This is a genomic window from Variovorax sucrosi (assembly GCF_051216635.1).
GTDB lineage: Bacteria > Pseudomonadota > Gammaproteobacteria > Burkholderiales > Burkholderiaceae_C > Variovorax.
In genome coordinates this window covers 440777-454166 of sequence record NZ_JBPJZU010000002.1, presented here as the reverse complement: position 1 = coordinate 454166, position 13390 = coordinate 440777, and the positions used below count along the sequence as shown (strand labels likewise).

The 13390-nt window shown below is 68.9% G+C and carries 11 protein-coding genes; 2 read left to right on the top strand and 9 right to left on the bottom strand.

The window, feature by feature from the left end; all coding sequences use genetic code 11:
* Positions 1 to 5: 5 nt before the first annotated feature.
* Positions 6 to 1106 (bottom strand): saccharopine dehydrogenase family protein, encoded by a 1101-nt coding sequence (locus ACSFBE_RS05185; RefSeq protein WP_435489305.1) that lies wholly within the window; start codon positions 1104 to 1106, stop codon positions 6 to 8.
* Between the two features lie 245 nt (positions 1107 to 1351).
* Here ACSFBE_RS05185 and ACSFBE_RS05180 point away from each other — a divergent pair, with 245 nt between their 5' ends.
* Together ACSFBE_RS05180 and ACSFBE_RS05175 are read left to right on the top strand one after the other, a co-directional pair.
* Complete coding sequence (locus tag ACSFBE_RS05180) at positions 1352 to 2863, top strand: MFS transporter (protein WP_435489304.1); 1512 nt, start codon at positions 1352 to 1354, stop codon at positions 2861 to 2863.
* Between the two features lie 11 nt (positions 2864 to 2874).
* Positions 2875 to 3468: a GNAT family N-acetyltransferase gene (locus tag ACSFBE_RS05175; RefSeq protein ID WP_435489303.1), complete on the top strand. Its 594-nt coding sequence runs from the start codon at positions 2875 to 2877 to the stop codon at positions 3466 to 3468.
* A 59-nt stretch (positions 3469 to 3527) separates the two neighbouring features.
* Here the strand turns inward: ACSFBE_RS05175 and cobA are convergent, their stop codons facing one another.
* The 8 genes from cobA to ntrB all read right to left on the bottom strand — a co-directional run bounded on the left by cobA (position 3528) and on the right by ntrB (position 13383).
* A complete protein-coding gene (gene cobA / locus ACSFBE_RS05170; RefSeq protein ID WP_435489302.1) occupies positions 3528 to 4331 on the bottom strand; it encodes a uroporphyrinogen-III C-methyltransferase in 804 nt (267 codons plus the stop codon).
* Positions 4328 to 5233 (bottom strand): DNA-binding protein YbiB, encoded by a 906-nt coding sequence (gene ybiB, locus ACSFBE_RS05165; protein WP_435489301.1) that lies wholly within the window; start codon positions 5231 to 5233, stop codon positions 4328 to 4330. The genes cobA and ybiB overlap by 4 nt, the downstream gene beginning before the upstream one ends.
* 72 nt (positions 5234 to 5305) lie before the next feature.
* Positions 5306 to 8188 (bottom strand): nitrate reductase, encoded by a 2883-nt coding sequence (locus tag ACSFBE_RS05160; protein WP_435489300.1) that lies wholly within the window; start codon positions 8186 to 8188, stop codon positions 5306 to 5308.
* A gap of 9 nt (positions 8189 to 8197) precedes the next feature.
* A complete protein-coding gene (gene nirD, locus ACSFBE_RS05155; RefSeq protein ID WP_435489299.1) occupies positions 8198 to 8623 on the bottom strand; it encodes a nitrite reductase small subunit NirD in 426 nt (141 codons plus the stop codon).
* Positions 8624 to 8636: 13 nt separating this feature from the next.
* The gene (nirB, locus tag ACSFBE_RS05150; RefSeq protein ID WP_435489298.1) at positions 8637 to 11132 is read right to left on the bottom strand and encodes a nitrite reductase large subunit NirB; all 2496 of its coding nucleotides are present in this window, start codon (positions 11130 to 11132) and stop codon (positions 8637 to 8639) included.
* A gap of 25 nt (positions 11133 to 11157) precedes the next feature.
* Positions 11158 to 11580 (bottom strand): globin family protein, encoded by a 423-nt coding sequence (locus tag ACSFBE_RS05145; protein ID WP_435489297.1) that lies wholly within the window; start codon positions 11578 to 11580, stop codon positions 11158 to 11160.
* A 64-nt stretch (positions 11581 to 11644) separates the two neighbouring features.
* Entirely contained in the window at positions 11645 to 12451 is an 807-nt protein-coding gene (locus ACSFBE_RS05140; protein ID WP_435489296.1) for an ABC transporter ATP-binding protein, read from the bottom strand.
* Positions 12448 to 13383, bottom strand: coding sequence for a nitrate ABC transporter permease (gene ntrB, locus ACSFBE_RS05135; RefSeq protein WP_435489295.1), 936 nt, complete (start codon positions 13381 to 13383; stop codon positions 12448 to 12450). The genes ACSFBE_RS05140 and ntrB overlap by 4 nt, the downstream gene beginning before the upstream one ends.
* Positions 13384 to 13390 lie beyond the last annotated feature (7 nt).

Below are 13390 nucleotides of genomic sequence, written 5' to 3'. Positions count from 1 at the left end.
TGTTTTCACGCAACGACCTCCGCCATGTGGATGTTCAGGCCCCGCGCCTCTTCCACGAAGTCTTCAAGCGACAGGCTGCCTACGCAGGGCGTTGCGCCAGCTGGCAGGACGCCGCCTGCATTGAGCTTCCGAACCAATGCAGCAGCCGCCAGCGTCGGAACGTAGGGCCCGTCGCCCTGCGTGGCGACCAAACTCCAAGTGCGCGATGCCTCGGCCCCGTCGGGCAGGGCCCCAGTCACCGATACGTGCATGGCTCCCGCATCAGACCCCCAGCCCTTGAAGATGTCTGCGGCAGCTTTGAGCCAGCGCGCATGCGTTGACCAGTCTCGGACGAACCCGCGGTGCGCCGCCCACGCCATGGCGTTCATCCCCCAGTGCAAGAAGGCGAGCTCGAGGCCGGCCCCAAACTGTACGCGCGGCGCGCCGGCGTATCGGCCTGGCAGCAATGCGAGGTCCGGAACATCGCACGGCGACAGCCATCGCCCTCCGACCGGGGCTGGGTAGCGGTGCCGGCGAGAGCCACTCCAACCGATCGCTCGCGTGTTGCCATCCATGGGGATCGGCTTTCCGCAGTAGCTGAGAATGCTCCTCACGGTCGACAAGCCTCGCTCGGTCCTGTTGCCGGGACTGATGCCGATGTCGATGGTGCGAACGGTCGTCATGCCTCGCGCGAGATGGTCGACGGCCGCGCTGGAAAGGGCCGGGACAGAGCTTGCCCCGCTGCTCACGAACACGCCCGCTGTCTTGGCGCGCGAGTCGAACGCTTCGATTCCGACCACGAACGCGCGCGCATCGGCCAGATCGATGTAGTTCGCGCCGACGGATATGCATGACAGCGCAACTCCGTAGTCGTGCCCTTGAAACGGTCCGGAAGCGAGAACGACGGTGCCGGGGGAAAGTCGTTCAAGCTGTTGTGGCAACTTCGCAGACGTGACGTCCAACTCGGTGGCGTCAAGGCGTGCCTTCGACGGGGGACCGAGTTGACCGATCAAGGCTTGACCCTCTGCGAGGGAGCGACCCGCGACGGTCACGTGAAGATCAGGTTGCAACGCGAGGCGTTCAACCAGGCGACGGCCGAAGAAACCGTAGCCTCCAATGACGACCACTCGATGTTCAGTCAACGCTCGGGCCCATGGACTCGCGTCGCACACCCAGTTCTACGGCAATTCCGAGGTTCAATTTTGGGGGCGGCATGCAGCTGAGAAGAGATGCGCCAGCTTATATCAGGCCCGGAGAGAGTGCCTGCCTCGGGGACCAGTCCGCGGGCTGCCGTGCAGCCGTCAGCGAAGCCGAGCACTTCTCGGTAGCATTCCCCACTTCGACGACAGCGACCGGCCCCGCGCGGCACCCCATGAGCTCCTCTTCCCGAACCACCCACCGGCCGCTGGTCATCGCATCGATCATGGCGTCCATGGCCATGGTGGCGATCGAAGCCACCATCGTCTCCACCGTGATGCCGCAGATCGCCTCGTCCCTCGGTGGCCTGCATCTCTACAGCTGGGTCTTCGCCTCCTTCCTGCTCGCGCAGACCGCGATGACGGTGGTGTTCGGCAAGCTCTCCGACCTGTACGGCCGCAAGCCGGTGATGTTCGTCGGCATCGCGATCTTCCTGCTCGGCTCGGTGCTCGCGGGCTTCGCCTGGTCGATGCCGGCCATGATTGCCTTCCGCCTCATCCAGGGCATCGGTGCCGGCGCGATCCAGCCGGTGTCGCTGACCATCGTCGCCGACCTGTACCCGGTGCGCGAGCGCGGCAAGGTGCAGGGCTACCTGGCGAGCGTGTGGGCCGTGGCCGCGGTGCTCGGGCCGATGCTGGGCGCACTGATCGTGCAAAAGCTCTCCTGGGCCTGGATCTTCTGGATCAACATTCCGATCGGCGTGCTGGCGGCGCTTGGTTTCTGGCTGTTTCTGCGCGAGGCGCCGTCGGCACGCCGCAGTTCACTGGACCTGGCCGGCGCCTTTCTCTTCACCGTCGGCATCGCAGCGCTGATGATCGCGCTCACCGAGTTCGGCATCGGCAACAGCAGGTCAGCGTTGGCCTGGGCGCTCGGCTTCGGGGTCGCGGCGGTGCTCTTCGTGCTGCAGGAGCGGCGCGCGGCGGACCCGATGGTCTCGTTCCGCCTGTGGAGCGCGCGGGTCATCGCGACGCTCAACGGCGCGTCCATGCTCACCGGCATGTCGCTGATCGGCATCACGACCTTCCTGCCGATGTACGTGCTGGTGGTGCTCGAACGCTCCTCGGTGGTGGCCGGGCTGGCGCTCACGATGGTGATGCTCGGCTGGCCGCTGGGCGCCACCCTGGCGTCGCGCATCTTCCATCGCGTCGGCCTGTGGCGCATGGTCTTCGTCGGGTCGGCGCTGATCCCGCTCGGTGCGCTGGCCTTCGCGATGCTGCGGCCCGACAGCTCGCCGGTGCTCGCCGGCGTCGGCTCCTTCGTGATCGGACTGGGCATGGGCCTGCTCAGCCTCAGTTCGCTGATCCTCATCCAGGAGGCGGTCGAGCTGTCGCAGCGGGGCAGCGCGACGGCCTCCAACATCTTCTCGCGCAACCTCGGCAGCGCGCTGGGCGCCACCTTCTTCGGCGCCATCTTCAACGTCGGCCTGACCCGTGCCAACGGCGGCGCGATGATCTCCGAAGCGCAATTGCGACAACTGCTCCAGGGCGCGCACGGCAGCGCCGTCGCGACGGCGGGCGAGGCCGGCATCCGCACGGCGCTGGCCGGCTCGCTGCAGTTCACCTTCCTGGTGATGCTGGTGGTCACGCTGGGCCTCGTCGCGCTGGCCTTCGTGCTGCCACGGCATGGGCTGGGCGTGCGTCTCGACACAGCACCGTCCAAAGACGCGGTGCCGCAGAACCTGCATTGAGGCGTCGGACCATGCATGCCAGTTCCGGACCCGCACCTCCGGCGACCAACGCCGACGTTCCCCACGGCATCGAAACAGATCGCCTGCTGCTGCGGCCCTGGCGGGAGGCCGACCGCGCGCCTTTCGCCGCCCTGTCCGTCGATCCCGAGGTCATGGCCTACCTGCTCCCGTTGGCGTCGCCCGAGGCGGCCGACGGCTGGATCGACCGGCAGCAGGCGCACCTCGCGGCGCACGGCTTCTGTTTCTGGGCCGTCGAGTCTCGCGCATCGGGCGAGTTCATGGGCGCGGCCGGGCTGTTGCGCGTGGGGTACCAGGCAGCTTTCACGCCGGCGGTGGAGGTCGGATGGCGCCTGGCACGGCGCTTCTGGGGCCAGGGCTATGCGCCGGAGGCCGCGCGTGCGGCCATCGGCTTCGGATTCGGGCGCCTCGGGCTGCAAGAGATCGTCGCGAACACCGTCCCCGGCAACCGCAATTCACGCCGGGTGATGGAAAAGCTCGGCATGTCGACCGACCCTGCAGACGACTTCGATCATCCGCTGGTGCCGCCAGGCCATGCGCTGCGTCGGCAGGTGCTGTACCGGCTCCGGCGCGAAGCTGGGGCCTGACTGCCGGGGGTAGGGGGCGGGTCCCTCGTTCGGACCGAGCCGAACGCACTCTTGCGGCGTCAGGTGCCGAAGCGGTCCCGCGCCTGCGGTGCGGTGGCAGCCACCAGGCCGCGCAGCACGTCGCCCACCACGATCACCGCCGGGCTGCCGAGGCCGGCATCGGCCATGTCGATGCACAGGCGATCCAGCGTGGTGGCGATCTGCCGCTGGTGCGGCAGCGTGGCGTGCTGGATCACGGCGACCGGCGTGCTCGCGGGCAGGCCCTGCAGCAGCTCGCGCTGGATGTGCGCCGCGCCCGCGACGCCCATGTAGATGACCAGCGTCAGCCGCGCGTGGTGCACCATGCCGGCGAGCCCGCGCCAGTCGGTCGGGTCCTGCTGGGCGCCGGCGCCGGTCTTGGCGTGGCCGGTGACGAACACGACGCCCTGCGCGTGGTCGCGGTGGGTGAGCGGCACACCGAGCGAACTCACGGCCGCCAGTCCGGCGGTGATGCCGTTCACCACGGCAACCTCGATGCCGGCCTCGCGCAGGTGCTCGACCTCTTCGCCGCCGCGGCCGAAGATGAAGGGGTCGCCGCCCTTGAGGCGGACCACCGTCTCGCCTTCGTGCACCGCGGTGATCATGAGCTTCTCGATGAAGGCCTGCGGTGTGCTCTTGCAGCCGCCGCGCTTGCCCACGTGCACGATGCGCGCGCCGGGGCGGGCGTGTTCGAGGATGGCGTCGTTCACCAGGTCGTCGACGAAGAGCACGGTGGCGGCGCCGATGGCCTTGACCGCCTTGAGCGTGAGCAGTTCCGGGTCGCCGGGGCCGGCGCCGACCAGCGTGCAGCGGCCATGGTGGCCGTGATGGGTGAGGTCGTTCATGCGTGGGATGCCAGTTGTCTTATGTACGCGATCTGCGTGGCGATCGCTTCGGGAACGGGCAGTTCGCCCGCCAGCACGCGGCGCGTGTAGCGCACCGTCGATTCGATGTCGATCTCCACCGGCAGGCCCGGCACCTCGGCCAGCGTGCCGGCCTGCTGCGCCTGCAGTTCCTGCCGCTCGCCGCGCAGGTAGCCGTCGATCTGCGCGGTGCGGCGCGGGTCGGACACGACCTCGCCCTCGAGCCCGCGCGACAGCAGCGCCGTGGTGCCGGTGAGCGCGAAGGTCTCGCCCATCACCGTGGCGTAGGCCGGGTGCGTGTAGCTGGCCACCACCACGCAGGGGCCGGCGCTCGGGCGCATCAGCTTGACCACGCTATGGCCGGGATTGCGCAGGCCCACCACGCGGCGCACGTCGAGCAGTTTCTTCAGGGCCGGGTTCAGCAGCTCGGTCGGTGCGAAGGCCGCCTCGCCGTTGGCCACCGGCCGCACGGCGGCGAGCGCCGGCACGTCGAGTGCCGCCAGCACGCTGGAAGCCAGCACGCGGCTCGACTCGCTCGCGCTGCCGTGCACCAGCACCGGCAGGCCTTCGCGTGCCAGCAGCAGCGCCAGCAGCGGCGTCAGGACCGGCAGCTTGCGCGCACCGTTGTAGCTGGGCAGCACGACCAGCGCGCGCGCGCCGGCCGGAAAAAGGTCGAGCCGCGCATGGGTGGCGTCGAGAAAGCCGGCCATCTCCTCGGGCGTCTCGCCCTTGATGCGCATGGCCAGGCAGAAGCCGCCGATCTCCAGGTCGGTGACGGTGCCGTCGAGCACCTGGCCGAACAGGTCGGCCGACTGCGCGCGCGTGAGCGGCTTGGCGCCTCGCGCGCCGCGGCCGATTTCCTTGATGTACTGGCTGATTCCCATGGGTACTCGGATTGTCCCGCAAGGCTTATGCCGGAACGTCGCTTCGCTTATGCCCGTGGGCGCACAAAGGGCTCATGGAAGGGCCGCCTCGGGCTGCGCTGCGGCCGGCGTCGCATGCAGCATGCGCTGCAGCTCCGGCAGGCAGGAGCCGCAGTTGGTGCCGCATTTCAGCGCGCTCTGCAGCGCGCCCAGGCGTTCGCGATCGGAGCCGGTGCATTGCGGCAGCTGCGCGAGGATGGCGGTTTCGGTCACGCCGAAGCAGCTGCAGACGGTCTTGCCGCGCGACTGGATGCTCGCCGGCGCCGTCGCCCCCGGGCGCAGCAGCTGGCGGCCGAAGGCCTGCGCCGGCAGCTGGTCCTGCAGCAGCGTCTTGATCCAGGCCTCGGCGCGGGTGTCGCCGGCCAGCAGAAAGGCTTCGAGCCGCGCTTCGCCCGGGTCCGACGCGGCGCGGACCAGCCGCACCGCACGCCGCTGGCCGTGGCGCGCGTCCGCATAGCGCAGCGTGTCGGCCGCGGCCAGGCCGAGCAGCGTCTCGATCTCGGTCAGCAGTTCCGCCGGCGCGGCCTCGTGGTCGGCCGCACGGAACAGCAGGCCGCTGCGTTCGGCCGCGCCGCCCTGCAGCGCGCCGCCGCTGCCGAAAGGCACACAGCTGGCGAAGGCGAAGCGCTCCATCCGCGCGCGCAGTGCGGTCTGCGCGGCCAGCACCCGGTCGGCCGGGAGCCAGGCCACTGCCAGCAGCGACCATGGCAGTTCGGCCTTGAGGATCTTGACCGCCGCATGCTTGAGTTCGGGCTGCTTCGAGTCGGGGCAGTAGGCCGGCGTGCTCAGCGCGTTGACGCCCGCCAGCCGGTGGCCGGTGCTGGCCCGGCCGCTCAGCGCTTCCTCGCCCCAGTGCATCGCGATGAAGCTCTGGCTCAGGCCCAGGTCGGTGCTGCCTTGCGCCGGCAGCACGATGGAACCACGCTTGGAGGTGACGTGGACCAGGTCGCCGTCGCGGATCTGGCGCCGCGCCATGTCCTGCGGATGCATCTGCACCACCGGCTCGGGCACATGGCCGAACAGGCGGCCGAGCGTGCCGGTGCGGCTCATGCCGTGCCACTGGTCGCGCAGGCGGCCGGTGTTGAGCGAGAAAGGGAAGCGCGCATCGCGAGGCTCGGCGACCGGCTGGTAGGCGGCGTTGAAGAAGCGGGCCCGGCCGTCGGGCGTGGGGAACACGCCGTCTTCGTACAGGCGCGCCTTGCCGAGCGGGCTGCCGCTGTCAAGGCCTTCAGTGGAGCCCGCAGCGCCCGCAGCACAAGGCCACTGCTGCGGCCCGTGCGCGTCGAGCGTCGCCCAGCTCAGGCCGGTGATGTCGAGGTCGCGGCCACGCGTGCTCTCGCGGTGCTCGTTCCAGATGGCTTCGGCACCGGCCGCCGTGTCGAGCGGGTAGGGGAAGAGCGGTGCCGCGCTGCGCGCCGGCAGCCGGCCCTCCAGGCGTTGCGCGAAGTCGGTCACGGCCGACCAGTCGTGCCGCGCCGCACCCGGTGCCGGCACCGCCGCACGCACCCGCGAGATGCGCCGCTCGCTGTTCGTCACCGTGCCGACCTTTTCGCCCCAGGTCGTTGCCGGCAGCAGCAGGTCGGCATAGGCGCAGGTCGCGGTGGTCGCGAAGGCCTCCTGCACCACCACGAAGTCGCAGCGCGCCAGCGCCTGGCGCACCGTCGCCTGGTCGGGCATCGACTGGGCCGGGTTGGTGCAGGCGATCCACAGTGCGCGGATCTCGCCATCGGCCGCCGCCTGGAACATCTCGATGGCGGTCTTGCCCGGTGTGGCGGGCACGCCGTGTCCTTCGCCCAGCTGCCACAGCGCCGCCACCTCGGCGCGGTGCGCTGGGTTCGCCAGGTCGCGGTGCGCGCCCAGCAGGTTGGCCATGCCGCCGACCTCGCGGCCACCCATCGCATTGGGCTGGCCCGTCAGCGAAAAGGGGCCGGCACCCGGCCGGCCGATCTGTGCCGTCGCCAGGTGCAGGTTGATCAGCGAAGCGTTCTTGGCCGTGCCCGACGACGACTGGTTGAGCCCCTGGCAGTAGAGGCTCAGCGTGGCGGCCGAGGTGGCGAAGAGTCGGGCGGCTTCCAGCAGATCGCCGGTGTCGATGCCGCAGACCTGCGCGACGCGGTCGGGCGTGCAGTCGCGCACCGTGGCCTTCAATGCGTCGAAGCCGGCGGTGTGCGCCGCGATGTAGTCGGGCTTCGTCCAGCCTTCCCACAGCATCAGATGCAGCAGGCCGTGGAACAGCATGACGTCGGTGCCGGGCTGGATGGCGAGGTGCAGGTCGGCGATCTCGCAGGTGTCGGTGCGGCGCGGGTCGACCACCACGATCTTCATCGCCGGGTTGGCCCGCTTCGCATCCTCGATGCGCCGGAACAGGATCGGGTGCGCCCAGGCGGTGTTGCTGCCGACGATGAACAGGCACTGCGCATCGTTGAAGTCGTCGTAGCAGGCCGGTGGCGCATCGGCGCCCAGCGTCTTCTTGTAGCCGGCCACGGCGCTGCTCATGCACAAGCGCGAGTTGGTGTCGATGTTGTTGGTGCCGATCAGGCCCTTGGCCAGCTTGTTGAAGACGTAGTAGTCCTCGGTCAGCAGCTGGCCCGAGATGTAGAAGCCCACCGCATCGGGGCCGTGGTCGCTGATGACCTGCGCGAAGGTGTCCGTCGCCGTGTCGAGCGCCTCGTTCCAGCCGACGGCGACAGGCGCGGCGCCGCGTTCGGCACGTCGCATCGGCTGCAGCAGGCGCGTCTGCATCGTCACCTGCGCCGTGGCGGTGAGGTGCAGCGTCGAGCCCTTGGTGCAGAGCCTGCCGAAGTTGGCCGGGTGGTCGGGGTCGCCGCGCACGCCGGTGATCTGCGGGCCCTCGGATTCGATGATCACGCCGCAGCCGACGCCGCAGTAGGGGCAGGTGGACTTCGTCTCTTGCATCGCGGCCGTTCAGGCGCCGTGGGGTGCCTGGACCCCGAAGCTCTCGTCGCCCAGTGCACCCGCGGTGGCTGCGCCAGGCCCCGCGCGCGGCGCCTCGAGGTCGAGTGCGTGGGTCGCCAGTTCCTGCGCATCCAGCATCACCTGTCCATCTTCGACGCGACAGGCGAAGCGCGGTACGCAGCCTTCGTCGGGGGAGCGGGCGCAGCCGTCGTCCAGGCCGATGGTCCAGTTGTGCAACGGGCAGGCCACGCTGTTGCCGAACACGATGCCCTGCGACAGCGGGCCGCCCTTGTGCGGACAACGGTCGAGCAGGGCGAAGACCTCGTTCTGGCTGCTGCGAAACACCGCGACGGCGACACCGGTGGCGCGCGCGATGCGGCGCGCGCCCAGCACCGGGATGTCTTCGACGCGGCAGATGGGAGTCCAGTCGTTCATCGCATCTCTCCGTTCAGGCCGACTGCGGCAGGGGTGTGATCGGAATCACCTTCGCCTCGGGCGTCAGCGCGGCCACTGGCGTGAACTGCCGCAGGTCGACCGCGGCCTCGACGGAGGCGAACCACGGGTCGGGCTCGCCGTCGAGCGCGAACTGCAGCCGCTCCCACAGCGCCTTGCGACCAGCCTCGTCCTGCAGGATGCGCTTCTTCACATAGTCCAGCCCGACGCGGCCGATGTAATGCACCGTGCGCTCGAGGTACCAGCCCTCGGTGCGGTAGAGCTCGAGGAAGGCGCCGGTGTATTCCAGCACCTCCTGCGCCGTCTTCACCTTCACGAGGAATTGCGCCACCTCGGTCTTGATGCCGCCGTTGCCGCCGACGTACAGCTCCCAGCCGGAGTCGACCCCGATCACGCCGACGTCCTTGATGCCGGCCTCGGCGCAGTTGCGCGGGCAGCCGGAGACGGCCAGCTTCACCTTGTGCGGCGAGTACATCGCCCACAGCGCGCGCTCCAGGTCCTTGCCCATCTGGGTGCTGTCCTGCGTGCCGAAGCGGCACCATTCGCTGCCCACGCAGGTCTTCACCGTGCGCAGCGACTTGCCGTAGGCGAAGCCGCTCGGCATGCCGATGTCCTTCCACACGGCCTGCAGGTCTTCCTTCTTCACGCCGAGCAGATCGATGCGCTGCCCACCCGTCACCTTGACGGTCGGGATCTGGTACTTGTCGACGGCGTCGGCGATGCGGCGCAGTTCGTCCGGCGTCGTGTGGCCGCCCCACATGCGCGGCACCACCGAGTAGGTGCCGTCCTTCTGGATGTTCGCGTGGCTGCGCTCGTTGACGAAGCGGCTCTGCGGATCGTCCTTCGCTTCCTTCGGCCAGGTGCTGATCAGGTAGTAGTTGATGGCGGGACGGCAGGTCGCGCAGCCATTGGGCGTGCGCCAGCCGAGGCCGTGGTAGACGGCGTCGTGCGTCAGGTACTTCTGGGTGCGGATCGCCTCGCGCACATCCTGGTGGTTGGCGTCGGTGCAGCCGCAGATGGCCTTCTTCTTCGGCGTGGCCGAATAGTCGCCGCCGGCGGTGAACATGAGGATCTGCTCGACCAGCCCGGTGCACGAGCCGCAGCTCGCGCTCGCCTTGGTGTGCTTCTTCACCTCGTCCAGCGTGAACAGGCCCTTGTCCTTGATCGCCTTGCAGATGGTGCCCTTGTTCACGCCGTTGCAGCCGCAGACCTCGGCCTCGTCGGGCATGGCCGCAGCGCTGTGGTGGCCCTCGTGGCCGGTGTCGCCGATGTTCGACTCGCCGAACATCAGCTTGTCGCGGATGTCGTGCACGCTGCGGCCGTCGCGCAGCAGCTTGAAGTACCAGCTGCCGTCGACCGTGTCGCCGTAAAGGCAGGCGCCGATCAGCTTGTCGTCCTTGATCACCAGCTTCTTGTAGACGCCGCCGAAGGGGTCGCTCATCACGATCTCCTCGGTGCCTTCGCCGCCCATGAAGTCGCCGGCGCTGAAGAGGTCGATGCCGGTCACCTTCAGCTTGGTCGAGGTGAGCGAGCCGAGGTAGCGGCTGTAGCCCATCTCGGCCAGGTGGTTGGCCGCCACGCGCGCCTGTTCGAACAGCGGCGCCACCAGCCCATAGGCGATGCCGCGGTGGGCCGCGCATTCGCCGACCGCGTAGATGCGTGCGTCGGTCACCGTCTGCAGCGTGTCGGTGACGACGATGCCGCGGTTGCAGTGCAGGCGCATCGATTCGGCCAGCTTGACGTTGGGGCGGATGCCCACGGCCATCACGACCAGGTCGGCAGGCTCTTCGGTGCCGTCCTTGAAGCGGATCGCGCTCACCCGGCCGGCCGCGTTGCCCACCAGTTCCTGCGTGTGCGCGCTCAGACGGAACCTCAGCCCGCGGTCTTCGAGCGACTTGCGCAGCAGGCCGCCGGCCACGTCGTCGAGCTGGCGCTCCATCAGCCAGGCGTTGACGTGCACCACCGTCACCTGCATGCCGCGCAGCATCAGGCCGTTGGCGGCTTCCAGCCCCAGCAGGCCGCCGCCGATCACGACCGCATGCCTGTGCGTCTTGGCGGTGTCGATCATGGCCTGCGTGTCGGCGATGTCCCGGTAGGCGATCACGCCCTCGAGGTCCTTGCCCGGCACCGGCAGCATGAAGGGGTCGGAGCCGGTGCACAGCAGCAGGCGGTCATACGGCGCCTCGGTGCCATCGTCGGCGCGCACGATGCGCTTGACCCGATCGACTTCGACCACCCTGCGGCCAGCGTGCACGGTGATGTGGTTCTCCTCGTACCACGACCAGGGGTTGAGAACGATCTCGTCGATGGTCTGCTCGCCCGCCAGCACCGGCGACAGCAGGATGCGGTTGTAGTTGGGATGAGGCTCGGCACCGAAGACCGTGATGTCGTAGAGGTCCGGGTCGATCTTGATCAGCTCTTCGAGCGTGCGCACACCGGCCATTCCGTTGCCGACGAGCACCAGCTTCTGCTTCTTCGCGCGCATGTCCATGGCGTTCTCCGTGGGGCGGTTGGCGTCAGTCGGCGGCGGCGGGTTGCATGGCGGCGGCGATCATCACCGAGGCCAGCGTGCCGTAGGCGGTTTCCCAGGCCGCGCGGGTGTCGGGCGTGAAGGCGTTGCCGAGCCCCTTGCCCAGCGTGCCGATCAGTGCCGTGCCGACCACGGCGTAGTGCGCCGGCTGCACGCCGTAGCCCACATGCCGTTCGGCGAGTTTCCGGGCCGACGGCACCAGCACGTCGAGCCGGTCGAGCGTGCCCACCACGGTCCGAAGCATCGCCATGAGCTTGCGGCCCTGTTCCACCAGGTCGCCCTTGAACAGGGGGCGCACGCCCGGCGCGAGTTCGAACACGCGCGCATAGAAGAGGGCGGCCGCCTGCTCGGAGATCGGCAGCACCTTCGCAAAGCTGTCCTGGACCAACTGGATCTGGTTGGGGGTCATCGGGGCTCCTCGTGGGTTGTTGAAGATCTTCTTTGCGCTGCTGGTGGCGGTGGGCGCGGCGGCGTCAGGCCGCTTTCTCGACGTGGCCCTGGCGGGTGTAGAGGAAGTCGATGACCGCCTTGCGGTAGTGCACGTAGTCGCGGTCCTCGGCCAGCTCGACCCGGTTGCGCGGGCGCTGAAGCTTGACCGGCAGCACCTCGCCGATGGTGGCCGACGGGCCGTTGGTCATCATCACGATCTTGTCGGACAGCAGCACCGCCTCGTCCACGTCGTGCGTGACCATGACCACCGTGCTGTGCGTCTTCTGCACGATGGCCAGCAGTTCGTCCTGCAGGCGTGCACGGGTGAGGGCATCGAGTGCGCCGAAGGGCTCGTCCATCAGCAGCACCTTGGGCTCCATCGCCAGCGCACGGGCGATGCCCACGCGCTGCTTCATGCCGCCGGAGATTTCGCCGGGCCGCTTCTGCGTGGCGGGCGTGAGGCCGACGAGTGCCAGCGCCGCGTCGGTGCGGGCCTTCAGTTGCGCCTTGCTCTCGGTGGCCGCGAAGACGCGTTCCACGCCGAGGTAGATGTTTTCGTAGCAGGTGAGCCAGGGCAGCAGCGAATGGTTCTGGAACACCACTGCGCGCTCCGGGCCGGGGCCGGCGATTTCCTTGTTGGCGCACAGCAGCGTGCCGTGGGTCGGTTTCGTCAGTCCGGCGATCAGGTTCAGCAGCGTCGACTTGCCGCAGCCCGAGTGGCCGATCAGTGCGACGAATTCGCCCTTGGCCACCGTCAGGTGGATGTCGCGCAGCGCCTGGAAGCTGCCCTTGGGCGTCTTGAAGGTCTGCTCGACGTCGCTGATTTCGATGAATTTGGAATCATCATTCATGACTTCACCTCTTCGAATGTGAACGCAGTGGCGATCTTGATGAGCGCGAATTCGAGCACCAGCCCGACCACGCCGATGACGAAGATCGCGATGATGATGTTGGCGACGTTGAGGTTGTTCCACTCGTCCCAGACCCAGAAACCGATGCCGACGCCGCCGGTCAGCATCTCGGCCGCGACGATCACCAGCCACGCGGTGCCCACGGCCAGCCGCACGCCGGTCAGCATGTAGGGCAGCACGGCGGGGAAGAGGATCTTGGTGAGGATCTTCCATTCGGAAAGGTTCAGCACCTTGGCCACGTTCATGTAGTCGCTCGGCACGCGCTGCACGCCGACGGCGGTGTTGATGACCATCGGCCAGATCGAGCAGATGAAGATGGTCCAGATGGCGGCCGGGTTGGCGCCCTTGAAGACCAGCAGGCCGATCGGCAGCCAGGCCAGCGGCGACACCGGCCGCAGCAGGCTGATGAGCGGGTTGAACATGCGCGCGAGGAATTCGAAGCGGCCGATCGCGAAACCTGCCGGAATGCCGACCAGCGCCGCCAGGCCGAAGCCCATCGCCACCCGCTGGAGCGAGGACAGAACGTTCCAGCCCACGCCCTGGTCGTTCGGTCCCTTGCTGTAGAACGGATCGCTGAAGACCGTCAGCGCCTGCTTGCCCGTGACCAGCGGCGAGGGGAAGCCGGTGGTGCTGTTCATCGCAATCAGCTCCCACACCAGCAGCAGCAGCCCGAAGCCGACCAGCGGCGGCAACACCCGCATCCAGAAGGCGCGCAGGTCGAGCGGCCGACGTGCGGGCGTTCGCACGGGCTGCGCTGCAGCGTCGGCCGCGCTCGCGCTCGCGCCCGGAACCGGGGCGGCCTTGGCCGCGGAAGTCGAAGGTGACAGGGGCACGGTGGCCTCCAGGGGAGAGTGAAAGACGGCGCTGACCATGGTGGGC

Excerpts from the sequence above, each read along its gene's own strand:
- ACSFBE_RS05180 (WP_435489304.1), top strand. The coding sequence starts at position 1,352 with ATGAGCTCCTCTTCCCGAACCACCCACCGGCCGCTGGTCATCGCATCG.
- ACSFBE_RS05175 (WP_435489303.1), top strand. The coding sequence starts at position 2,875 with ATGCATGCCAGTTCCGGACCCGCACCTCCGGCGACCAACGCCGACGTT.
- cobA (WP_435489302.1), bottom strand. The coding sequence starts at position 4,331 with ATGAACGACCTCACCCATCACGGCCACCATGGCCGCTGCACGCTGGTC.
- ybiB (WP_435489301.1), bottom strand. The coding sequence starts at position 5,233 with ATGGGAATCAGCCAGTACATCAAGGAAATCGGCCGCGGCGCGCGAGGC.
- ACSFBE_RS05160 (WP_435489300.1), bottom strand. The coding sequence starts at position 8,188 with ATGCAAGAGACGAAGTCCACCTGCCCCTACTGCGGCGTCGGCTGCGGC.
- nirD (WP_435489299.1), bottom strand. The coding sequence starts at position 8,623 with ATGAACGACTGGACTCCCATCTGCCGCGTCGAAGACATCCCGGTGCTG.
- nirB (WP_435489298.1), bottom strand. The coding sequence starts at position 11,132 with ATGGACATGCGCGCGAAGAAGCAGAAGCTGGTGCTCGTCGGCAACGGA.
- ACSFBE_RS05145 (WP_435489297.1), bottom strand. The coding sequence starts at position 11,580 with ATGACCCCCAACCAGATCCAGTTGGTCCAGGACAGCTTTGCGAAGGTG.
- ACSFBE_RS05140 (WP_435489296.1), bottom strand. The coding sequence starts at position 12,451 with ATGAATGATGATTCCAAATTCATCGAAATCAGCGACGTCGAGCAGACC.
- ntrB (WP_435489295.1), bottom strand. The coding sequence starts at position 13,383 with ATGGTCAGCGCCGTCTTTCACTCTCCCCTGGAGGCCACCGTGCCCCTG.